This is a genomic window from Vibrio sp. 2130-1, from assembly GCF_033339515.1.
The window spans coordinates 152,250-176,455 of the sequence record NZ_JAWOUT010000002.1 but is presented as its reverse complement, the minus strand read 5'-3'; the positions used below and the strand labels follow the sequence as shown (position 1 = coordinate 176,455).

At 44.9% G+C, this 24,206-nt stretch carries 18 protein-coding genes; 6 read left to right on the top strand and 12 right to left on the bottom strand.

Annotated features, from left to right (window positions below; translation table 11 throughout):
- Positions 1 to 258: 258 nt before the first annotated feature.
- The 5 genes from serS to lrp all read right to left on the bottom strand — a co-directional run bounded on the left by serS (position 259) and on the right by lrp (position 7,396).
- Positions 259 to 1,566, bottom strand: coding sequence for a serine--tRNA ligase (gene serS, locus R7Q09_RS03350; protein ID WP_005378225.1), 1,308 nt, complete (start codon positions 1,564 to 1,566; stop codon positions 259 to 261).
- A gap of 91 nt (positions 1,567 to 1,657) precedes the next feature.
- Positions 1,658 to 3,013 (bottom strand): replication-associated recombination protein A, encoded by a 1,356-nt coding sequence (locus tag R7Q09_RS03345; protein ID WP_318070505.1) that lies wholly within the window; start codon positions 3,011 to 3,013, stop codon positions 1,658 to 1,660.
- Entirely contained in the window at positions 3,014 to 3,640 is a 627-nt protein-coding gene (lolA, locus tag R7Q09_RS03340) for an outer membrane lipoprotein chaperone LolA (RefSeq protein ID WP_005388103.1), read from the bottom strand.
- A 61-nt stretch (positions 3,641 to 3,701) separates the two neighbouring features.
- Positions 3,702 to 6,749, bottom strand: a complete 3,048-nt coding sequence (locus tag R7Q09_RS03335; RefSeq protein WP_130546643.1) for a DNA translocase FtsK 4TM domain-containing protein — start codon at positions 6,747 to 6,749, stop codon at positions 3,702 to 3,704.
- A 152-nt stretch (positions 6,750 to 6,901) separates the two neighbouring features.
- Positions 6,902 to 7,396, bottom strand: coding sequence for a leucine-responsive transcriptional regulator Lrp (gene lrp / locus R7Q09_RS03330; protein WP_005378234.1), 495 nt, complete (start codon positions 7,394 to 7,396; stop codon positions 6,902 to 6,904).
- A gap of 156 nt (positions 7,397 to 7,552) precedes the next feature.
- On the opposite strand from lrp, the gene ald reads away from it, so the two are divergent.
- The gene (gene ald / locus R7Q09_RS03325; RefSeq protein WP_005378241.1) at positions 7,553 to 8,677 is read left to right on the top strand and encodes an alanine dehydrogenase; all 1,125 of its coding nucleotides are present in this window, start codon (positions 7,553 to 7,555) and stop codon (positions 8,675 to 8,677) included.
- Between the two features lie 93 nt (positions 8,678 to 8,770).
- Here the strand turns inward: ald and R7Q09_RS03320 are convergent, their stop codons facing one another.
- Positions 8,771 to 9,967 (bottom strand): methyltransferase, encoded by a 1,197-nt coding sequence (locus R7Q09_RS03320; RefSeq protein WP_318070504.1) that lies wholly within the window; start codon positions 9,965 to 9,967, stop codon positions 8,771 to 8,773.
- 54 nt (positions 9,968 to 10,021) lie between these two features.
- The gene (cysB, locus tag R7Q09_RS03315) at positions 10,022 to 10,996 is read right to left on the bottom strand and encodes an HTH-type transcriptional regulator CysB (protein WP_005388967.1); all 975 of its coding nucleotides are present in this window, start codon (positions 10,994 to 10,996) and stop codon (positions 10,022 to 10,024) included.
- A gap of 313 nt (positions 10,997 to 11,309) precedes the next feature.
- Here cysB and R7Q09_RS03310 point away from each other — a divergent pair, with 313 nt between their 5' ends.
- On the top strand, positions 11,310 to 12,074 hold the full coding sequence (locus tag R7Q09_RS03310) for a hypothetical protein (RefSeq protein WP_005378247.1): 765 nt from the start codon (positions 11,310 to 11,312) through the stop codon (positions 12,072 to 12,074).
- A 97-nt stretch (positions 12,075 to 12,171) separates the two neighbouring features.
- Positions 12,172 to 12,942, top strand: coding sequence for a tRNA isopentenyl-2-thiomethyl-A-37 hydroxylase MiaE (gene miaE, locus R7Q09_RS03305; protein ID WP_017634952.1), 771 nt, complete (start codon positions 12,172 to 12,174; stop codon positions 12,940 to 12,942).
- A gap of 125 nt (positions 12,943 to 13,067) precedes the next feature.
- Here miaE and R7Q09_RS03300 read toward each other — a convergent pair whose 3' ends face one another.
- Entirely contained in the window at positions 13,068 to 14,696 is a 1,629-nt protein-coding gene (locus tag R7Q09_RS03300) for a methyl-accepting chemotaxis protein (protein WP_047100808.1), read from the bottom strand.
- A gap of 155 nt (positions 14,697 to 14,851) precedes the next feature.
- On the bottom strand, positions 14,852 to 15,118 hold the full coding sequence (locus R7Q09_RS03295; protein WP_005388970.1) for a hypothetical protein: 267 nt from the start codon (positions 15,116 to 15,118) through the stop codon (positions 14,852 to 14,854).
- 292 nt (positions 15,119 to 15,410) lie between these two features.
- Here R7Q09_RS03295 and R7Q09_RS03290 point away from each other — a divergent pair, with 292 nt between their 5' ends.
- On the top strand, positions 15,411 to 16,739 hold the full coding sequence (locus tag R7Q09_RS03290; RefSeq protein WP_318070503.1) for a sphingomyelin phosphodiesterase: 1,329 nt from the start codon (positions 15,411 to 15,413) through the stop codon (positions 16,737 to 16,739).
- A complete protein-coding gene (locus tag R7Q09_RS03285) occupies positions 16,736 to 17,692 on the top strand; it encodes an ATP-dependent dsDNA exonuclease (protein WP_253656958.1) in 957 nt (318 codons plus the stop codon). Before R7Q09_RS03290 ends, R7Q09_RS03285 begins: the two co-directional genes overlap by 4 nt.
- 84 nt (positions 17,693 to 17,776) lie before the next feature.
- On the opposite strand, the gene trpS is transcribed toward R7Q09_RS03285, so the two are convergent.
- Positions 17,777 to 18,799, bottom strand: a complete 1,023-nt coding sequence (gene trpS, locus R7Q09_RS03280) for a tryptophan--tRNA ligase (RefSeq protein WP_137281842.1) — start codon at positions 18,797 to 18,799, stop codon at positions 17,777 to 17,779.
- Positions 18,800 to 19,400: 601 nt separating this feature from the next.
- Between trpS and R7Q09_RS03275 the strand changes: the two genes are divergently transcribed.
- A complete protein-coding gene (locus R7Q09_RS03275; RefSeq protein ID WP_318070502.1) occupies positions 19,401 to 20,357 on the top strand; it encodes an AEC family transporter in 957 nt (318 codons plus the stop codon).
- Positions 20,358 to 20,401: 44 nt separating this feature from the next.
- On the opposite strand, the gene R7Q09_RS03270 is transcribed toward R7Q09_RS03275, so the two are convergent.
- Both R7Q09_RS03270 and R7Q09_RS03265 read right to left on the bottom strand, forming a co-directional pair.
- Positions 20,402 to 20,857: a MarR family winged helix-turn-helix transcriptional regulator gene (locus R7Q09_RS03270; RefSeq protein WP_017635039.1), complete on the bottom strand. Its 456-nt coding sequence runs from the start codon at positions 20,855 to 20,857 to the stop codon at positions 20,402 to 20,404.
- Between the two features lie 187 nt (positions 20,858 to 21,044).
- The gene (locus R7Q09_RS03265) at positions 21,045 to 24,206 is read right to left on the bottom strand and encodes an efflux RND transporter permease subunit (RefSeq protein ID WP_005378264.1); all 3,162 of its coding nucleotides are present in this window, start codon (positions 24,204 to 24,206) and stop codon (positions 21,045 to 21,047) included.

Sequence of the window (24,206 nt, the reverse complement as noted above, 5' to 3'; positions counted from 1 at the left end):
CAAGCAAGGTAAGCGCAAAAATAACACGTAATAAAAGATGATTTACTGGCATAACGTTTAACAACAAAGACAAATGAGGACGTTAGCTTGTCACGTGAAAAACCGCTTAGAAAAATATCATTTATCTCCTACTGCCAGATTCTGGGCGAGCTCGTCACTAATGCGCGTGCTAATTACATAACAACGTATTTTCACTCGACGCAGATAACAAAAAACCCAGCACTGAGGCTGGGTTTTGGTGTTCTAGTGGTTAATGAGTTAACCGATGTGCGTTGCGCCTGCCATGTACTTCTGAAGTACTGTAGGGATTGCAATGCGGCCGTCTGCTTCTTGGTTGTTTTCTAGGATAGCAACCATTGTACGACCTACAGCAAGACCAGAACCGTTTAACGTGTGTACAAGCTCAGGTTTCTTCTCGCCTTTACGACGGAAACGCGCTTGCATACGACGAGCTTGGAAGTCCCACATGTTAGAACATGAAGAGATTTCACGGTAAGTTTCTTGAGCAGGAACCCAAACTTCTAGGTCGTAAGTCTTACGAGCGCCAAAGCCCATGTCACCTGTACATAGAACCACTTTACGGTAAGGAAGCTCAAGAAGTTGTAGAACTTTCTCAGCATGACCTGTTAGCTCTTCTAGTGCGTTCATTGAATCTTCTGGCTTAGTGATTTGTACTAGCTCAACTTTGTCGAACTGGTGCATACGGATCAGACCACGAGTATCACGACCGTAAGAACCTGCTTCTGAGCGGAAACATGGCGTGTGCGCTGTCATCTTAATTGGTAGATCCGCTTCGTCAGAAATCGTGTCACGAACTAGGTTCGTTACAGGTACTTCTGCAGTAGGGATTAGAGACAGTTTACGAGGCTCTTCGTCGTTTACTTTTTCCGCTAAAGGCTCAGTGTGGAAAAGATCTTTACCGAACTTAGGAAGCTGACCAGTACCGAATAGGCTGTCAGAGTTTACTAGGTAAGGTACGTACATTTCTGTGTAGCCGTGCTCTTCAGTGTGAAGATCTAGCATAAACTGAGCAATTGCACGGTGTAGACGAGCGAATTGGCCTTTCATCACGATGAAACGTGCGCCAGTGATCTTAACTGCACTTGCGAAGTCTAGACCGTCGCCCATTTCGCCTAGGTCAACGTGATCTTTCAGTTCGAAGTCGTAAGACTTTGGCTCACCCCAACGAGAGATTTCAACGTTGTCGTTTTCATCTTTGCCATCTGGCACTTCATCTGCTGGGATGTTTGGTACAGAAAGCGTGAATTCGTCTAGTTGAGCCATTACTTGCTCAAGTTCAACTTTCTTCGCATCAAGATCGCTACCTAGCGTACCGATTTGTTTCTTGATCTCTTCTGCGCCTTCTTTGTCGCCAGCCGCCATTTTTTGGCCGATTTGCTTGGAGATGGAGTTACGCGTGGATTGTAAATTTTCTACTTCTACTTGAATGGACTTACGTTGTTCTTCAAGTTTACGAATAGTATCTACGTCTAGCTTAAAGCCACGACGCGCCAGTTTAGCAGCTGTTTCATCCAGCTCTGTACGAAGTAATTTAGAATCCAGCATTGTTAATCCTATGCTTTTTGTTGTGAAATCACGCGCACTTTCCAAGCGTACGCGTTAAAAAAATTTACTAAACAAATGTATCCAAAAACGCCTACTTTTCATAGCGCTTTTGTGGGCTATTTGCGTCTAAAGTAGCCAAGTAATCTAACTTTTCGCCGATTTTGGTCTCCAGACCACGATTTGTCGGCTGATAGTACCTACGATCGCCCATTTCAGGCGGCAAATATTGCTCACCTGCTGCGTAAGCACCAGGCTCATCGTGAGCATAACGATACTCAGCCCCATAACCCATGTCTTTCATCAAACTGGTTGGCGCATTTCGAAGGTGATGCGGCACTTCATATTCAGGTAAGTTATGAGCGTCCGTTAGCGCTTGTTTCCAAGCAACGTAAACGGCATTACTCTTTGGAGCGCACGCGAGATAAACAATAGCTTGAGCAATCGCACGTTCACCTTCTGCTGGACCAACGCGTGTAAAACAGTCCCACGCGGAGAGTGCCACTTGCATGGCTCTAGGGTCCGCATTGCCGACATCTTCCGATGCTATCGCAAGTAATCGACGGGCAATATAAAGAGGATCACAACCCGCAGCAATCATACGTGCAGCCCAGTAAAGCGCCGCATCCGGGTTAGAGCCACGAATGGATTTATGGACCGCAGAGATTAAGTCATACCAGATATCACCTTTGTTATCGAAGCGAGAGACCTTCTCCCCTGCTACTTCCGCAAGCAACTTAAGCGTGATCTCTTTTTCACCCTGCACATTGTCTTCTGCCATATCGTAGAGCAACTCAAGATAATTGAGAGACATACGAGCATCACCGTTGACCAGTTCTGCTAGGCGGTCTAATACGTTATCAGCGAAGTGTGCAGGTGTATTGCCCAAGCCACGTTCTTTATCGCTGATCGCTTGGTTCAGCGCCAGTGAGATTTCATCTCTATCAAGAGACGTCAGCTTGTAGACACGTGCACGTGACAGCAATGCGTTGTTTAACTCAAACGATGGGTTTTCTGTCGTCGCACCAATAAAGGTAACCGTGCCATCTTCGATATGCGGTAAAAACGCGTCTTGTTGAGATTTGTTGAAGCGATGCACCTCATCCACAAATAAGATGGTGCGGCGGCCCGCCATTTTGTTCTCACGTGCTTTCTCGATTGCAGCACGGATTTCTTTCACACCAGACGTTACCGCAGACACACGCTCTACTTCAGCATTGGCATAGTTTGCAGCCACTTCCGCTAATGTCGTTTTGCCTGTGCCTGGTGGTCCCCAAAGGATCATAGAGTGAATGTGACCCGCCTCTAGCGCACGGCGCAGTGGCTTACCGGGGCCTAAAATGTGCTGCTGTCCGATGTATTGTTCGATCGTTTCCGGTCTCATACGAGCAGCAAGGGGACGAAAATCTTCGTCCCCCGAGAAATCTAATGTGTAATTACTCACTACCAATTAATTCCTTTGGTCATCCACTTCCACACCTTTTGGAATTGTGAATGTGAATCTGTCTGCTTTTGGTTTACCCAGCTTCACGTTGTTAAAGGTGAACAAACCTTTTTGACCGTCTTGCTCAACCACGTTGAAGCCTTTCACCACACCTTTGGCATCAATATTAATCTGGAATTGACCTTGTGTGGAGTCTACTGCGGTAGGAATGAGAGTAAACTGGTCACCTTTTTGAGATATTTTGTAGTTATTCCAATCACTTGCTCGGTTACGCGTTAGCAAAACAAATGGCGTTTGCTCTGTTGCTTGCTCTTGCCAGTAGATGCTCACTTGCTCGATGAATGGGCTGTAGTACCACAATGTCTTACCGTCAGAGACCAATAGGTTCTCATCAGGAAATGTTGTACTCCAACGGAACAGGCTTGGGCGAGCGATTTCAACCGTACCTTCTCCTTCCATCACCGTTTCGCCTTCAGGGCTGATAACCTGCTGAGAGAAATCTGCACTAAAGCCATCATTCATAGAAAGGCGTTTGTTTAATTCATCTTTAGGAGATGCTGCGTGTGCAGTAGAGAAGAGGGAAAAGCTTAAAACAAGCGCGGAGAAAAGTTTCGCTGAAAATAGTTTTTTCATTCAGATACCTATTATTAGAACCACTCACCTCAGTTGGACTGAGGTGAGTAACACAAGTTCATTAATCTTTTGGTGGCGCAGGTGCCAGTACTTCACGGTTACCATTATGACCCGGAGCACTTACGATGCCCTGCGCTTCAAGCTGCTCTACAATACGGGCGGCACGGTTGTAACCTATCTTAAATCGGCGCTGAACACCGGAAACCGAACCTCGACGTGATTGAACCACGTGCTCAACAACTTGATCGAAGAGCGGGTCTACATCTTCATCCGCTTCCATTTGCTCACCTGGCAATAGACTTTCTGGAGTTTGATCTCCACTGATGATCTCTTCAATGTAGTTCGGTTTACCACGCGCTTTCCAGTTGTTTACAACAGCATGAACATCATCATCTGATGCAAATGCACCGTGAACACGAGTTGTATGACTTGATCCCGGCGGTAGATACAACATATCACCCATACCAAGTAGTGATTCTGCGCCGCCTTGATCTAGGATTGTACGAGAGTCCGTTTTAGTCGATACCGTAAACGCAACACGAGTTGGAATGTTCGCTTTAATTAGACCGGTAATAACGTCAACCGATGGACGCTGAGTCGCAAGAATTAAGTGAATACCTGCCGCACGCGCTTTTTGCGCCAAGCGAGCAATCAGTTCTTCAACTTTCTTACCTACCACCATCATCAGGTCAGCAAATTCGTCAACAACAACGACGATGTAAGGCAGCTTTTCTAGCAATGGCGGTTCAGTATCCATGCTGTCGCCTTCCTGCCAGAACGGGTCATGGATTGGGTGGCCCGCTTCTGCTGCCATCTTCAATTTTTCGTTGAAGCCCTTCACATTACGTACACCTAATGCCGACATCAATTTGTAACGACGTTCCATCTCGCCCACACACCAACGTAGAGCGTTTGATGCGTCTTTCATATCAGTCACAACTTCAGAAAGAAGATGAGGGATACCTTCATAAATAGAAAGCTCTAGCATTTTCGGGTCAATCATGATGAAGCGTACATCTTCTGGACCTGCTTTATACAGCATGCTCAAAATCATCACGTTCACACCCACCGACTTACCAGAACCTGTTGTACCTGCTACTAACACGTGAGGCATCTTCGCAAGATCTGCCACCACAGCTTCGCCCGCAATGTCTTGACCTAACACAACCGTTGTTGGTGACGTTGCTTGCTCAAACTGAGGGCTACTGATGACATCAGATAAATAGACCGTCTGACGACTCATATTTGGCAGTTCCAAACCGATGTAAGGCTTGCCAGGGATTACTTCCACAACACGTACCGCCATCGCAGACAATGCACGCGCTAAGTCAGTTGAAAGACCAGAAATACGACTTACTTTCACCCCCGGCGCCAAATCAAGCTCAAAACGAGTGATCACTGGACCAGGATAAATACCAACCACATCGGCTTTGATTTTGTAGTCAGCGAGTTTGCTCTCTACCAATCGAGCGACCTGCTCTAGCGCATCACGGTCGATAAAGTTTTCACGTTTTTCTGGATGATAAAGCAACTCGAGCGTTGGGAGTGGCTCTTCCGGAACTGGCAAGTTTTCTTCTTTCTGTACCAAAAATGGGTTCTGTGTTGCAGCGACTTTGGCTTGTGCATTGGAAACCATATCTTGGAATGCGGTAACGTCTTGGTCGTTGTCTTGGACCTCTTCTACTTCCACTTTTTGAGGAGCAGGTTCAAATGTTGTTGAAGGTGTTGCTGCTTGCTGATGAGGCGTTGTTGGCTGTACTTGCTGCGCAGGCTGAGACTCCACTTCGTCTTCATCATCTAACACATCAAAGTCAGAGATCGTAGGCTCAATATGTTGGCTCGACTCTGTTTGCGCCGTGATGCTATCTAATACAGCAGAATCAATTGCAGGCTCTTCATGTACAGGATGCTCAATACTTGGCTGCTGTACTTGCTCTGCTTCAAATTGTTCGTACTGCGCATAATCTGGTTCAACACTGATCGGTTCTTCTGTAGCTGTATGTTGCTCTACATAGGAAGAGTAAGTGTCTGCAAATGATGGGGCTGCCTGCTCTTCAGTTCCCCAGTCATCTGCTTGTTGCGCCGCTGCTTCAAGCTCTTCTATCGTAACATTCAGTTGCTTGGTGCGTTCCAAGAGCGGATCAACGTTATCCGTGTTAACCGTATGGATAGGTTGTATTTGAGGCTCAGGTTCAGAATAAACTGGCGCAGCATTAACCGTAGCCTTGCGTTGTGGTGGCGTCGGTTCTACCATCGCCTGTTCCGCAGGCTTATCAGGTTTCGCTTGCGGCATATAAATAGGATACTCATGCGCTGGCGCCGGCTCTTTCGGTTCATCGACATCGTACGCCGTTAAATGAGGAAGCGGCTCATCATCAATTTCATGGTCTACATTGTGTTTAGGCGTAGAGACTTTGTCTTCTACAAACTCATCAAGCTGAGGTTCTAAAACTTCCTGCTCTGAACCTCTTGCCTTATTTGCAAGCGCGGCAATTAGTGCTAACGCACGATCACCAAGCCATTCCACGATGTTAAGCCATGAGATGCCAGTGAAGAGCGTAAAGCCCGCTCCCCACAAGAACAGCAATACCAATGTGGTACCGAGTACATTCAATGTAGGTAAAGCGAGACTAGACAACACATCCCCGACCACACCTCCGGATGAAAAATACCAAATGTCATCAAAATTAATATCGGCAAGACCGCAACTGGTCATAATAAGGACGACCAGACCGAGCAGCCTTGTACCCCATAGCATGAAATCAATGGGCTCATCTTCTCCTCGTTTACGGCAAATCACCCATGCAGCCGCCGCTAGCAAGAAAGGGATTGGGTAAGCGAGAGAGCCAAATGTGAAAAATAGAGTATCGGCTAGCCAAGCGCCGAAAAGGCCACCAGCATTATCGATATCCCCTCCCCATGCGGTTTGGGACCAAGAAGGATCGGCCGGACTGAAGGTAAATAGTGCAACCGCAAGCAATACCGAGCTAAGAACGCCAACGATAAAGCAGCACTCTTTTAAGCGTTGGAAGCCATTTAAGCGTGAAGACTGGGGCTCTTCACTGGTTTTGATAATGGTTTCGACTTTCTTTGCGTTCTCTTTGAACATAAATCAACTTGAATATGGAAATGAAATAGGAAATTGCAAAACATTCCGAGCGGCATCAAGCCGCTCGGTAAATTGATTTAACCATATCAAGGAGAAAAACCCAATTACTCTCTGGCGAAAGCGGAAGCATATACCGCTTTCTTTGCAAGAAATTAACGAGTTTTGATCACAAGCTGGTTAGATTGTTTCACTTCTTCCATAACAACGTATGTGCGAGTGTCATTTACGCCAGGTAGACGTAGTAACGTATCGCCCAATAGTCGGCGGTAAGCACCCATATCTGATACACGGGTTTTAAGAAGATAGTCAAAGTCACCTGAAACAAGATGACACTCTTGTATGTCGTCTAGCTTTTGAACAGCTGAGTTAAACTGCTCAAACACATCCGGCGCACCACGGTTTAGCGTAATCTCAACGAATACTAATAGTGATGCATCCAGGAACTGCGGATTCAATAATGCAGTATACCCTGTGATATAACCCTGACGCTCTAAGCGACGTACACGCTCCAAACATGGCGTTGGAGAAAGTCCCACACGTTTTGAAAGCTCAACGTTTGAAATACGACCGTCTTTCTGCAGCTCATTAAGAATGTTGCGGTCGATACGGTCTAGTTCCTTGGACGGCTTTTTATAGTTGTCTGCCATTTTTTATTCCACCTTATTACTTCCTTGCAAAAAAATATACTACAACTTTTTAATATTTGGTGCCAAATTTTACAAATCTATAACTATACTAGTTATTAATTCGACAATAACACCCTACTAACAGTTAATACAACCATTATAGAAAGAGGATACAGGATGATCATTGGCGTACCTAAGGAAATCAAGAATCACGAATATCGTGTTGGTATGATCCCAGCTAGCGTGAGAGAACTCATCTCACATGGTCACCAAGTTTTAGTTGAGACCAATGCAGGTGCCGGCATTGGTTTTTCAGACGATGATTACATCGCTGTCGGCGCATCCATTCTCCCTCATGCTGCTGACGTATTTGCGCAAGCAGACATGATTGTAAAAGTAAAAGAACCCCAAGCAGTAGAGAGAGCAATGCTCCGCGAAGGGCAAATTTTATTTACTTATTTACACCTAGCACCAGATTTTCCACAAACTGATGAGCTAATCAAGAGCAAAGCTGTCTGTATAGCCTATGAGACTGTAACAGATAATATGGGTCGTTTGCCACTGTTAGCACCAATGTCAGAAGTGGCAGGTCGGATGTCTATCCAAGCTGGCGCGCAAACGTTGGAAAAATCGCACGGCGGTCGTGGTCTACTCCTAGGCGGCGTACCTGGTGTTGAACCTGCAAAAGTCGTTATCGTTGGTGGTGGCGTTGTTGGTGCAAACGCTGCTCGTATGGCGGTTGGCCTTCGCGCTGACGTCACTATTCTAGACCGTAACGTAGACACACTTCGTAAGCTTGACGAAGAATTCCAAGGTCGCGCAAAAGTGGTTTATTCTACTGAAGACGCTATCGAGAAGCATGTTCTAGAAGCGGACCTAGTTATCGGTGCCGTTCTAATTCCTGGCGCAGCAGCACCTAAACTGGTCACTAAAGAGCACATTGCTAAGATGAAGCCTGGTGCGGCAGTGGTTGACGTGGCAATTGACCAAGGCGGTTGTTTCGAAACTTCGCACGCGACAACTCACGCAGATCCAACTTACATCGTTGATGAAGTGGTTCACTACTGTGTAGCAAATATGCCTGGCGCAGTTGCTCGCACTTCAACATTTGCACTCAACAACGCTACACTTCCATACATCGTGAAGTTAGCAAATAAAGGCTACCGCGAAGCACTTCTAGAAGATAAAGGCTTCCTTGAAGGTCTAAACGTTATTCACGGAAAAGTAACGTGTAAAGAAGTAGCAGAAAGCTTTGACTTGGAATACGTTGAACCAACTCAAGCTATCGCTATGTTTAATTAATGACAAAATAAAACATAACTTGTCACGTTTTGTTTACAAAAGCCCACTCATAAGTGGGCTTTTTCATATAGAGCGTTTGGCTATAAAGAATAACTAAATCTTATATGCACAAATTAAAATATTTCTAGGCGTGACCGATTTAGGGCAAAACTCTGACAATCTAACACGGTAACCACGTTCTTCAAGATAAAGCACTTTGTCTAATGCGAGCCAGATCTCCAACGGACGTTGAAAAACAAGTTGCACTAAGCTCATTCTCTCCATTTGCCAGAAGCGTTGTTCGCTTAACTTTTCAAAATGAGAGAAATCGATTTCTTGAGTAAGAACAATGCCTTTTTGCTCCGCTGCCCAGCGACAGAACGATTCAAAACCATCACTTAATTGCGACTTACGGATACTCGGCACAGGCTGATACTCTGCCATTCCCAAAGCTTGTCGCGTGATCAAATCAAACCCAAGACGAAACATCATTTCCTGCTGACGATGACGACGCACGCGCTCTCCTCCCGTCACCGTTTGTTGTAATGGGATACGCAGTTCTTGCTTAGACAATGAGAGAGAAGAAGCCCTGCCCGATTCCGACATCGGCTGGTATTGTTCCGACTGAATCAAGTGGTAACAACAAGGTGATATGGTCATCGCAGCAATCCCATTTTCACTGCCGTACTGCATTAGACGAACGTGAAGGTCACCGCATGCATGCAGTGCTACTGCGTGTTGCGTTGGCTTAAACACGGCTTTCGCTTTGCTATCAAACGCGTCGCCTTGAATAAACGTCATCTTCCAATGATGTTCATTGGCTGCTTGTTGTCCCGAATCGCACAGTGCTTGTTGGTATTCAAAGCTGGTTACAGGCTGATCGGTTTGCGCGGTCAGGATTCGCCCCAAGTAACCTTTACCTGAGCACCATTCTAGCCATTCTTCGCCACAGTGTTGTTGAATTGCAGCTTCACCCATCGAGCTAATTTGCTCCAACTTACGTCCCGGAATACCGTTATCTAAACCACGAGCGAGTTCCAAGCCGTTTAACGACAAAAGCTCTAAATGAGTCAGTTCTGCGAGTTGTTCAAGCTCAGGCAAAAACGGACTAAGTGCTTTTAACGCGAGTTCTGGTGCTGCTTTGTATTCTTCGATTTGAGAGGGAGTAAGAGACGCTAGCCATTGGCACAGTCGAGGATGTTGCTCCTGCCAAGGTAATGACGTGTGAATGCTGCTTTTAAAAGGCTCGAATCGCCACAAAGATTGGTTTTCGATTAAGCAGTCATTAATAAATTGAAATTGCGTTTTCATAGCTACCCCCTACAACGAGCGCATTGTAGAGGGAATCGAAACATCAATGAAGTGTTATCTCACCGGAAGCTCGATGTCTTTAAACATCTCTTCGATTTCTGCATTAGACTTCAACGAAATCGCCTGCTCAACCACTGGACGCGTTAAGTGCGGTGCAAAACGCTCCATAAAATCGAACATGTAAGAGCGTAAGAATGTACCACGGCGGAAGCCGATGCTCGTGGTGCTCGCGCCAAACAAATGGCTCGCATCTATTGCAACCAAGTCACCGTCCTGCTCTTCATCCACAGCCATGCTTGCAATCACACCCACACCAATACCCATACGAACGTAAGTTTTAATGACGTCTGCATCAGTTGCAGTGAACACCACTCGCGGGGTTAAACCTTCGCGGTTGAATGCTGTATCCAGCTCTGAACGGCCAGTAAAACCGAACACGTAAGTGACTAATGGGTAAGCGGCAAGATCACTGATCGTTACTTTGTCTTTCTTCGCTAGTGGGTGGTCTTTAGGCACAACTATTGAACGATTCCAGTGATAACAAGGCAGCATGATGGCATCTTGATATAAGTGAAGAGCTTCTGTCGCAATCGCAAAATTCGCTGTGCCTTTAGCTATCGCCTCAGACATTTGTGATGGTGTACCTTGGTGCATGTGTAACGACACTTTTGGATAACGAGAAGTAAAACCTTTGATGACATCTGGCAGTGCATAACGAGCCTGCGTATGTGTCGTGGTGATATTCAGCGTCCCCATTTCTGGATGGGTGTGCTCTCCAGCCACCGCTTTGATACTTTCTACACGAGCGAGAATTTCTTGAGAGATACGTACAATTTCTTCTCCAGCTGGCGTCACTTGCGTTAAGTGCTTACCGCTACGTTCAAAAATCTGAATGCCTAACTCGTCTTCCAGCAACCGAACCTGTTTACTGATACCTGGCTGAGAGGTATATAAGCTTTCCGCCGTTGCAGATACATTCAGATTATGGTTTACAACCTCAACAATATACTTCAGCTGCTGCAGTTTCATCGTAATCCCTTACTTATTCATGAGAGAGTTTATTGGCCACTCAAGCGAGCGATATAATAATTAGTTATAACGCGTTCAAATCGAAATGAACAGCAATTTCTAACTTATACCTCAATCACATACTAATAATCTTCAAGCAAGAAACAATATGCACAAAGTTGAGCCAATAAATGACCGAAGTTCTATGATGTGACTTCTATCAGTAACTAAAACGTGGGAGAGACAAAATAATCAAACAAATAAGGTGCCGAGTAAGATAAGATTCATGTATTCTTTAACGCTAGCCGCAGAAAAGTAAAGCAGACGCAAAGATATGAATATTGGTTTAATAATCGCTTTGGTAGCCATCCTACTGGTGTTAATCCTAGGCTATAACATTATGTTGCAATATAAGGTTAAAGTTGAAACCGCAAAAAGGCAGGAATCAGCGCGATATGTAGCCTTGATAGATGGTACTGAAGAGTTGATTGGTCATGCACACCATATCCCTTTTAGTAAAGAGCTGTTGCTGTGTCTAAACAATCGTATTCTTGACGCGCTAGAGAGCATGCATGAGCTGGACCCGAAGAACAAGCAACTTGCTCAACGTATCGAAAATATGAAGCAGCAGATTACGCAGCTAAAAGAGAATGGTCCTACTGGCGAGAGTACCACTTTCAAGATGCCGAGTAGTGATAAACAAGCTATCGTCATGCTTAAGCTGGTTAAACGACTTCGCGACACTATCCGTAACGAGCACAACAAAGGCCGATTGGATACCCAGACTTACGTCACTGAAAATGCGCGCTTGGAAACGATGCAAATTCGCATCAACATTGAAAATGTCATCAAAAGAGCAAACGACTCTATCGCTCGTGGCCAACCAGGCACCGCGCTTCAACTGCTGCGTAAAGGTATCGATGCTTTGAGCACTAAGAGCGATCCTTATTCTATTCAAGCGAAACAAAAGCTTGAAGAGATGTTGGGTGACTTAGATAAAAAGCGCCAAGATAAAAGCGATGCCGAAATGCAGCAGATTGCTGACAAAGAGCGTGACAATGACATGGAAGCTCTCTTCGGCGAGAAGAAAAAGTGGTAACATTCACTTCAGGTCAAAAAAGGCTGCAATTGCAGCCTTTTTTCTATCCGCAAGACAACGGATATGCCCAATAAAAATGTGAAGTACTAAAACTAAAATGATGAATCTAGACGCCTATCAAGATCTTCTTGCTCCCATTAACCAATTTCTGCGATGCAGTACACCTGATGAATGGGTAGAGGAAGCAAAGAAACCAGAGAACCTTCAAACCATTTTGTTAGACCACCTACTGTGCGAACTAAAAGCTGGCCAATCTGCCATGTTTTTAATTCGTAAGTATGCCGTTGACCAATCCAGTTCACATGCTCTACTTGACTGGTTTAAGCCCTACGAAGATTTTGCTTACCGTAACGTAGGCTCATTGGAAACTTTAAAAGGCAAGAGCAATATTTCTAAGTCAATCATGGCTAAGTCCGACTCACCATACAGCCAAGATTTGATCGATAAGATGGTGCTTTTGATAAAAGAGGAGTTACACCACTTTTATCAAGTTTTAGAGATCATGGAAAGTCGTGGAATTGAGTATAAAAATATTCCAGCAAGTCGCTATGCTAAAGGACTGATTTCGCATATGAAGACTCATGAGCCGGAAACGCTGATCGATAAACTCATCATTGGTGCGTACATCGAAGCCCGATCTTGTGAGCGTTTTGCCAAACTAGCACCACATATGGATGACGATATCGCAAAGTTCTACATTTCTTTATTACGTTCAGAAGCACGCCATTACCAGGATTATCTTGTATTAGCGGAGCAAATCGCAGGCAAAGATATCAGCGAGCGCATCGCCTACTTTGGACGTATAGAGGCAGATTTAATTTCTACGCCAGATACAGATTTTAAGTTTCACAGTGGTATTCCAGCCTAGCGAGCATATTCTCCCAAGGTTGAGCATACTCTGAACTTATATAGACAGAGAATAAATAAGCCGGACATTTCGTCCGGCTTATTTATTGTAGCAATGAGGTTAGGAATAAAGCTGAAACACAACAACTAGAGCTGGAATGAACCCATTCGAGTTTTCAAGTTGTGCGCTAGGCTACTAATCTGCTGACAAGCCACAGCCGTTTGTGAAGCTCCCTCAGCCATCTCTGTTGAAGCACTATTAATATGCTCCACGCTGCGATTCAGCTCTTCGGATACAGAATTCTGCTCACTGCACGCCGTTGCGATTTGTGTGCTCATTTGCGCTATGTTATCGACAGAATGTTCAATTTCTTTTATCTGGCTATCAGCATCATTAACTTGCTCAACACACTGAGAAATACCCTCCTGACAATCACGGCTTGAATGCCCTATTTTACTGCTGCTCTCTTGTAGCTGATTAACAATTTCCACAATTTGTGAAGTGGAGTCTTGAGTGCGTTGCGCCAGAGAACGAACCTCATCTGCCACAACAGCAAACCCACGTCCTTGTTCACCAGCCCGAGCGGCTTCAATTGCGGCGTTCAGTGCTAACAAGTTTGTTTGCTCGGCAATCCCGCGGATCACATCGACGACCACATTGATATTGTTTGAGCTCGATTCAAGCTCACGTGCTAGTTCATCTGATTCTTGGATCGTATGTGATACACGCTCAATTACTGCGATAGTTTGTTGTAACGTCGCCGTTCCTTGCTTTGCCACTTCCGCAGCCGAATAAGCAGAGGTTGCGCCAACTTCGGTATTTTGTGCCACTTCACTTACAGCAGCTTGCATCTCTGTCATCGCAGAAGCCACCGAGCTAAGTTCAATTTGTTGATTTTGCATACCAGAGGCGGTCTGAGAAGAAATAGCACTCACTTCCTCTACTGCTGCCGTTAGCTGAATCGTTGAGTCATTAATCTCAGAAACCAACGAATGTAAGTTTGTTTGCATACCGACAAGCTCTTTGAGCAACGTTCCTAACTCGTCTTTGCTCAATTCACTTTCGTCGATTTGATTATTCAATTGACCCTTGGCGATTTTGGAAGCGAATTCCAATGCTCGATCAACAGGCCCGCAAATGACTCGAGAAAGCAACATGGCAGACATTACCATGACCAATGCGACGACGAGCGCACCAACAGCAGCGCTGTATTGTGTAAATGCCGCTTCACTTTGTACTTCTTCACCAATCAAATTCACCAACTCATCGTTCAACGCGAGGGTATCATCCAAGCTGCTCAACGCTTTTGAGTAGGTATCGAAACTTGATAAAATTACATCATTTGCACTTTCAGCATCACCTTGGCTTAGCAGTGCGTTGTAAGTCTTCGTTTCTTTGATGTATTGATTCCAAGTTTCTTTAAAAACGCTAAAAGACTGCGTTTCACGCTTATTAAGGTCGAGCTTTTCGTATTCTGCAATACCAGCCTGCACATCAGAACGCCATTGGTCGAGGCCTTTTAACCACTCACCAATTTTGGGGTGATTTGCGTTTGGCAATAAAGAGAACTCATCTTTACGCACTTTAGTAATATCAACTTGGATACCTTTCAAAATCGCAACAGAAGGTAAACTTTTATCTGTTAACACTGAGATGTCTTTATTCAGTGTTAACAAACCTTGCACCAACATTACTGACACTAAACCAAACACGGCAAAAACGGTTAAATAACTAACCGATATTTTCTTTACGACACTTAAGTCTTTAATACGCATGCACTTTCTCCCCGCAGCCTTTCCAAACCTCTCACTTAAGTGAAAGCTTAACCTCTAAAACACACTGTTTTTTGCGCTCGATATCATTGAACGCTCTTATATACATCGGCTTGAGAGATCAAATCTTGACCAGTAATTGATAGTTTTATCACAAGCTATTTTAGAGATAGGCTCGTATGCTCCGTATTGTGTCTACATCTTTTCATGAGCGCTTCTCGGCGCAGATCCAAGATCTCATCGATGAGCTTTTCTTTCGCGTTTATCCCAAAATGCTGGGCATAATTTTTTACTTTTGCTATCTCATTAGGCTGCAAGCGGTACACCTCTTTCTTTAAACGCGCTTCTGCTTCACTTCTAATCAGACCTTGCTCTTGTAACAATTTAATGATGGTTTCATCGGTTGGATTTACTGCTCTAGCCATGGTGCTCCATCTATCAATTTGAGTTCTAGCCATATGGCTAGATGAATGACGCCGCACAACTTATAGAGCAAAGATGACAGCTTGATTGCAGTGAATGCAATTCGTTGACTGTTGGTATTATTTTTCCACCGCTTCAACGGCCACACACTCAATACCCCCATCCTAACCATTGAATAAAGATCACATTCTGATAACAATTTTCAGCGCTGGCTTAGATGTCATCCATATTTAACGTGCAAGTAACATTTATAAACAAGAATGATTGCTCTAGTTCAAATGATGGAAAAATAAGATGAAATTTTCGCAGTGGAGCCTTTTATTAAGTAGCTTGATAGCGTTACCCTGCATTGCAGATACCGACGTTTACCTAACGAATAACTCTGATCAACCGTTAACTATTCAAGTAAAACATGAAGGCAGTGATTTGCTTCAATACGGAGAAGAGTGGCAACAACATGTGCAGGTACTTGGTCCGTGGGAAACTAAATCTGTATTAAGCTTCAACCGCTGGGAGGGCGTGAAATCAAATCAAACTTACCGTTTTGAAACGGTGGTTTCTAGCCCCGAAGGTGAAAGCATAACACTCAATCAAATAATGGAAGGCCATTGGTACAATTCGACCATTGAATACGGCTTGTCCGCAGCCGATGTCGAGTTATCACTCAAAGATGATCGTAACAGTCATCGTGCCAACACTAACGCTTTTGGTGCGAGAGAAACCGAACTGGCATTTAAGTCAGACAGTACCGCTCGATATGATGATCTTTACTACACCATCACGCCAAGCAAGGTAGCGGAGTCTGTCGACAACGAAGAACAAAACCTTAAGTTGATGACTTATAACATCTGGGCGTTGACGGCTATTGCATCGCACATTGGAGATCGTTACGAACTGATTCCTCAACATGTAAAAGGTTACGATGTTTTGGCGCTGCAAGAGGTGTTTGCCAGCGGCCGTGAAGCATTCTTACGTGAGTTAGCCAAGGAATATCCTTACCAAACAAAGATGTTAGATAAAGAAGGCGTTAATATTCATGATGGTGGCGTAATCATAGTTAGTCGCTACCCTATCGTGAACGAAGCGCAATATGTCTTTCCCGATTGCTCTGGTACAGACTGCTTTGCCGATAAAGGCGTAAATTATGCGGAAATAATTAAAGGTGGTCAGGCTTACCATGTGTTTGCTACCCATACCGCATCTTTCGATACAGACACCGCCCGTGAGTATCGTCAGCGCCAGTTCAAACAAATCCGCGCACTCGCCCAATCTCTTAAAATTCCTTCAAGCGAAACTGTGGTATACAGCGGCGACTTTAACGTAAACAAAAGAAAGTTCCCTGGTGACTACCAACAAATGATCGCTAACTTAAGCGCCATCGAACCTCACTACTCTGGTTACACGGAGTCAACCTTTGATCCCCGTATCAATAACTTTGCAGGTGAAGCGTTATCAGGTGGCGAAAACGTGGAATACCTTGACTATGTTATGGTGAGTAGTGAATACGGGGTGAAATCATTCAATGACAACCGTGTAGACGTGCCGCGCACAACCGCAGAGAGTTTATGGAAACACTACAACCTTTCTGACCATTTCCCAGTAAGCGCAACAATCAAGCCATGAAGAAAATCGCTTTGATAATCATGTCCGCCATTATGGCGGGCATGATATTTTTAACTTTCAATCACGATGTTCAAAAAGAAGAGCTCGCTTCCTCTCCTTCCCCTAAGACAAAAAATAAGAGTGTCTCAAGTACATCACCACAAACAAATAGCATCGTGCCCGATACGGATACTTCACCACAAACAACTAAGCTCCCTTCCACAGTTCAAATAACGACTGAGCGATTAACTCAACTCAAAGGCAGGAAACTTGTCGCCCAACTTGAGACGTTTTGGCAAGAGTGTATGTTGAACCGTAGTTGTGAAGAGCAGGTCGCCTTGTTTGAGGCGCATTTATCTTCAGCTCGATTCCAGCTTTTGGCGAACTACCCTCAGCTCAGCAGCCAATGGCAAGAGAGTGTAGGAAATTTGTTATTTGATGAGCAACAATCACTGGCGTCGCGTATTGCACAGCTGAAGAACGAAGCAAGAAGCATCTGGGGAGAATTGGCTGATGTTGTTTTCGCGGATGAGTTCGCGCTGTACGATTTCAACTTAGAAGCCCAAAAGCTGGACACTCAAAGCCCAGATAACTTTTTGCGAGCTTTCAAGCAACTCACCATTGACTGGCAAGAACATGCAGGTGCGATCGGGCTAACAAGCGACCAGGAAAAATATGAGCGTGCGGTCACCCTGATTCCTAATAGTATAAGCCTACCAGATCGCTTGGCGCTCATCGCAGAGCTAGAACGAACTTACTTAACGAAAGAAGAAAGTAAAAACATTCATGCTCGTCAGCAGCAAATTACAGAGCAAAAAAAACGAGTCAAAGATTATCAACAAGCATTACAGCAACTTGAGTCCAAACTAAGAACGCAAAGAGCCTCTAGCCATTCACATTTGTCAGAACCGGAATGGCAAAGCTATTACCAACAAGAAGTCGCGGATTTTCGTCGTGAATTTTTTTCTTCTTAATAATGCGCTTTGACTGACTGGGAACTTAAAAAGGCACGTTGCTAACCAGCCGTCGTGCCTTATGTTCAACTCTCTACTTTTAATTCAGAATAAATTTAAACCAAATACATCTTTCACATCAAATAGCACTTTTTCGGTTTTCTCGCGAGAACGCTCACTACCTTGTTTTAAAATATCAATCAGCTGCGCTTTATCATTCAAATACATAGCGCGCTTTTCTCGAATAGGGCGAAGCATCTCTTGTAAGCATTCTTCTAACACTTTCTTGGTCAAACCATCACCTAACCCACCTCGTCGATAATGGTCTTTTAGCTGTTCGACATAATTTTTATCAGGATGAAAAGCATCGAGGTAGATGAATACAATATTCCCTTCGACTTGGCCAGGGTCCTCAATTTTCAGATGATTGGGATCGGTATACATAGATTTCACTGCCGCGGAAATCTCCTTTTCGGAGGCCCCTAAGTTGATTGCGTTCCCCATGCTTTTAGACATCTTATTTTTACCGTCAGTACTCGGCAAACGAGGTGCATCGCTAAGTAATGGACGGCATTCTCTAAGAACCTCTTTTCCACCCAGATGGTTTATTTTTCTTACGATTTCATTAGTTTGCTCTAACATTGGCAGTTGGTCATCACCCACTGGTACTAGCGTCGCATGAAACCCCGTAATATCAGCAGCTTGAGAAATTGGATACGTTAAAAAGCCTGCGGGAATAGAGCGTTCAAAACCTTTACTCTGAATCTCATTTTTAACCGTAGGGTTTCGCTCTAATCGTGCGATAGAAACTAGATTACTGTAATACATTGTCAACTCGGCTAACGCTGGAATTTGAGACTGCAACGTGATCGTAGTTTGAGCGGGGTTGATACCAACAGCCAAATAATCTGCAACGACATTGAGAATATTAGAGGATACCTTTGATGGATTATGCGCGTTATCCGTCAACCCTTGCATGTCCGCGACCAAGATTGTTTGCTCGTGCTCCGTTTGCAATTTGACTCGTTGTTTCAATGAACCAATATAGTGCCCTAGGTGTAATGGACCTGTTGCTCGATCTCCGGTAAGTATAATTTCACGCTGAGATGTGTTTTTATGGGTATTCATATTTGTCTCCAAGTATTTAATAGATCGCTACTGGAGATAAAAAGATCAAACACTCTTAGCTACCATCCAGCAGCTTAAGAATGTAAGTATTCCGCGCCGCTCTATTTAGAGCGCCACCAAGAGAAGGTTGTTAATGAAGGGCGAACGTGTATTTTCATGTTTTTTAAACTAACAGCACATACCGCAGAACTCAATCTGTTTTGTACTGAATTAGTGTGAGTGTTCCAACAGCCAATTAATAGGATTACATTGGTAAAGACATCGCAATGACCAAAACCGCACCAAATACCGAACCAGAGACAAACGCACACAGTACAGTTTTGTTGTGTTTCCTTTTCATTGATGAACTCCTATCCATAACTACGATGACCAGCCCTCACATCTAATACGCATGTGGATGCATCACGACAACGAGTTAACCAACATATCGCACGTAGGACCAGTACCGCTTTGTTAAATTGGGACCTCGTCCATAACTTGGAGTGTAAATGACTCCGGAACCTACAACAGAAGAAAATTTCATCACGTTACTGTCCTACCCTCCGGGTTTGTGGCTTAATAGGCAACAGGAACACTTTTTTCTTTTGCTGCGGATACTTACATGGAAGCTGTTTTACATCAGTTGCAATTCTCTTTGTCGATAACCGGACCTATCTGTTTGATGTTGGTACTTGGCGTTCTTTTTAAGCGCTTTGGTCTAATCAACGATAATTTTATCGAAGTAGGCTCTAAACTGGTGTTTCAAGTTACCTTGCCTGCAATGTTATTTGTCAGCATTGTGGCTTCAGAACACGACTTTTCCGCGGCAAGTGGATTCGTCAATTTCGGCGTCATCGCTAGTATTTCGTTTTTCATTTTCACCTACCTTTCCGTCAAACTTCTGTTCAAAGCATCGCCTGACCAAGGCGTTCTCATCCAAGGTGGGTTCCGAGCAAATACAGGTATTATTGGTATCGCTTACGTTGCCAATGCGTATGGTTCTCAAGGTGTGGCGCTAGCAGCGCTCTATGTCGCGGTCACCACATTTATTTATAACGTCCAAGCGGTCATTTGCTTATCGCCCAAGGGGGCAACGTCTGCCTCGCAAGCAGCAAAGATGATGAGCCGAACACTGACTAGGAATCCGCTTATAATCTCCATTGTTCTAGGAATGACTTTTTATTTACTCGCTATTCCAGTACCGAATGTGGTTATTGACGCAGGAGACTACTTGTCCAAAATGACATTGCCTTTGGCGCTGTTGTGTACAGGTGGCTCACTTGACTTTAGCTTGATGAGAAAAGAGAAAGGTCCATCTTGGTTTGCGAGCAGTTACAAGCTCATCGTAGCGCCAGTCATCATCACCATGGGAGCTTACTTAGTAGGATTTCGAGGAATTGAGCTAGGTATTCTTTTCTTTATGAACGCCTCTCCAGTCGCTGCTGCCAGCTATGTCATGGCGCGTTCCATGGGAGGCAATGCCACGTTAGCTGCAAATATCATCGCACTCACTACGGTGCTTTCTACCGTGACCTGTACGTTGGGCATCCTATTTCTTAAGTTCTACAGCTTAATATAATTGGTCCGCGATAAAATAAAGACGCTAAACGGCATTGATGTCAGTTACTGGTCGTGATTCGCAAAAGTGAGCTTTCTTACCAGACGAAAAAATTCACTCGCTTCAGATTCCGACAAACAAGAAAAAAACTCTTTCTGTAAATTCGTCATGATTTGATGAACTTGCTTTAAAGCATTTGCCCCCTCTTTTGTCATGCTTAGCATTTTAAGGCGCTGATTCGATTTACTTTTAGAAACTTGAACAAACCCTCTCTTTTCCAGATTGTCCACCATCCGCTTTGCTACACTTCGCTCAGTTCGAACCGCATCAGCTAACGCTTGCTGGCTCATAGGCTGAAATTCTTCTAAAGCGGCCAGTGCACTTGCCATTTCTAGTGTCATCAAATTTTGCCGAGAGAGCTCAGCTTGGGCACGATTGCGGTACATGCGCTGCATCACACCACAAACAAACATAGGACTTTGATCCAAAACGGAAATTGGGGAAATTTTCTGATCTTTCATCGTCGTTTTTCTTCTTTAGGCTTTCATTCGGCCGAAAAGGCTGTGCTGATACTGCACACAACACGCCGTCTTTCAGGCTCGCGTCATAGACGGTAACCACCAAGTGAAAACATAAAATAAAGAGCGCCGAAGCGCCCTTTTATTGTGTTTATTATCACTAGTATAACTCAGTTAACACAACCAAGTCCTACTCGCTTTGCTGAGTGGGTTTAGTGCTGGTCTCAGACAACTCTGCCTCAGACTCTTTTCTCGCACGTCGATCAAACAATCGCTCAACCACTACAAAGAAGATTGGGACGAAGAATATACCCAATATCGTGGCACTGATCATGCCACCAAGTACGCCGGTACCCACTGCGTTTTGACCTGCCGATCCCACACCTGAGCTGATAGCAAGTGGTACCACACCCAAACCAAAAGCAAGCGATGTCATGATAATTGGGCGCAGACGAACGCGAACAGCATGTAAGGTTGCTTCGATAAGCCCAGCGCCTTTCTCATAGTAGTCCTTTGCAAACTCAACAATCAGAATGGCGTTTTTGGTTGCCAAGCCGACCGTCGTTAATAAGCTCACCTGGAAGAACACATCGTTATCCATACTGCGCGTCATTACCGCAAGCACAGCACCAAGCACACCAAGAGGAACAACTAACACCACGGCGAAAGGTACTGACCAACTTTCATACAAAGCGGCAAGAACTAAGAATACGACGAGGATAGATAGCGCATATAGCATTGGCGCTTGGTTTCCGGAAAGGCGCTCTTCATACGAAATACCATTCCAGTTCACCGTGAAGCCTTCCGGTAGCTTTTCTACCATTGCTTCAATTTCTTCCATGGCTTCACCAGTACTTACACCAGGAGCTGCACCGCCTTGAATATTCATTGCTGGCAAACCATCAAAGCGCTGCAAAAGAGGAGACCCATAGGTCCACTCGCCACTCGCAAAAGCAGAGAAAGGCACCATCTCTCCTTTAGCGTTGCGTACGTACCATGAATCGAAGTCTTTTGGCTGCATGCGGTATTCCGCATCACTTTGCACCATCACTTTCTTCACACGACCGCGGTCAATATAATCGTTAATGTAAGCCCCGCCCCATGCAGCTGACAGGATTTGGTTTACGTCATTGATACTGACATCCAAAGCACGAAGTTTGACGTGGTCAATGTTCACTTTGTACATTGGCGCATCTGCCTGACCGTTTGGACGAACACCGACAAGTTTCGGGTTTTGTGCTGCCATGCCCAGAAGTTGCCCTTGAGCCGCAACTAATGCATCGTGCCCTTTATTCAACGAGTCTTGGAGATAGAAATCGAAACCTGTCGAGTTACCTAGCTCTTGAATCGCTGGAGGGGCGAACGCAAACACCAAAGCTTCTTTAATGGTAGAGAAGTACCCCATCGCTCGACCAGTAATGGAAGCGGCATCGGCGCCAGGCGCTTCACGCTCAGACCAATCTTTCAGACCGATAAATGCCATCCCCATGTTTTGGCCTTGGCCTGCGAAACTAAATCCAGCAACGGAGAAGACAGACTTTACATTGTCTTTTTCGTCTACTAGGTAAAAGTCACGCATTTTCTCAAGTGTTTTTTCCGTCTGTTCTTGTGTTGAGTTAGGCGGCAAAATAGCCATTGAGAATACTGTGCCTTGGTCTTCATCTGGCAAAAATGACGTTGGAAGGTTCATAAATAACCAGCCAGCACCTGCACTCATTGCCAAAAATACAACCAACATGCGACCTGTGCGTTTTAGAAGTTTGGCAACGCCGGTTTCATAGCCTGCTGTCATCGCATCAAACTTGCGGTTAAACCAGCCAAAGAAGCCTTTCTTCTCTAGAAGCTCAGCATCGCCTTTTTTCAGCAACGTAGCACACAATGCTGGAGTCAGAATTATCGCAACCAAAACGGAAAGCGTCATAGCCGCCACAATAGTTATTGAAAACTGACGGTAAATAACCCCGGTAGAACCAGACATAAACGCCATAGGGACGAATACCGCTGAAAGCGTCAAACCGACACCAATCAGGGCACCAGTAATCTGTCCCATCGATTTTTTGGTCGCTTCTTTGGGCTCTAAACCATCTTCATGCATCACACGCTCGACGTTTTCTACCACAACGATGGCATCATCCACCAGCAAACCGATAGCCAGAACCATCGCGAACATGGTTAACGTGTTTACGCTAAATCCAGTCGCGTACAAAATAGCGAAGGTTCCGAGCAATACGACAGGCACTGCGATCGTTGGAATGATCGTCGCACGGAAGTTCTGCAAGAACAGGTACATGATTAAGAACACAAGAAGAATAGCTTCTAATAGCGTTTTAACCACTTCTTGAATCGAGGCTTTGACGAATGGCGTTGTTTCAAATGGGTACGCAATCTGCAACCCTTCTGGGAACGTTGCACTCAGTTGTTCTAAGCGCTCTTTTACCGCATTGGCTGTCTCAAGCGCGTTTGCGCCAGTACCTAATGAAATACCTAACCCCGACGCTGGGAAGCCATTATATTGGCCTCGAATATCATAACTTTCTGCACCACGCTCAACGCGAGCTACATCTTTCAAATAAACATTCGAACCACTGGCGTCGGACTTAAGAATGATGTCTTGGAACTCTTCTACACTGCTCAAACGACTTGCAGAAGAAATCGTAGCATTCAACAACTGACCTTCCTGCGCAGGTGCCGCACCCAGTTGACCTGAAGAAACTTGCGCGTTCTGTTCACTGATCGCGTTCGCTACATCGATTGCGGTCAAGTTGAACTGCGTAAGCTTAAATGGATCCAGCCAAACTCGCATCGCATACTGCGCACCAAACGCCTGCACTTGTCCTACGCCAGTTACACGACTTATCGGGTCTTGAATATTCGTTACAACAAAGTCGCCGATATCGTTTTCTGTAAAGTCAGGATCTTCAGAATAAACTGCGACAACCATGAGAAATGCCGTATTGGATTTATTGACGACAATACCTTGGTTTTGTACCTCCATCGGCAATGAAGTCAATGCCAATTGCAGTTTGTTCTGCACCTGTACTTGCGCGATATCAGGATCAGCTTCGCTATCAAACGTCAGGGTAATTGTCGCATTACCAAATGCATCACTGCTCGATGATAGGTAGCGAAGGTAATCTAATCCCGTCATGTTTTGCTCGATAACTTGCGTTACCGAGTCTTCAACGGTTTTTGCTGATGCACCTGGATAGCGAGCACTGATGGTGATCGTCGTCGGTGAAATCGTTGGGTATTGCGAGACGGGTAAATTGAATAATGACATTACCCCCGCCAACATCGTTAGAATCGCGAGAACCCAAGCAAATACCGGACGATCGATAAAAAATCGTGCCAT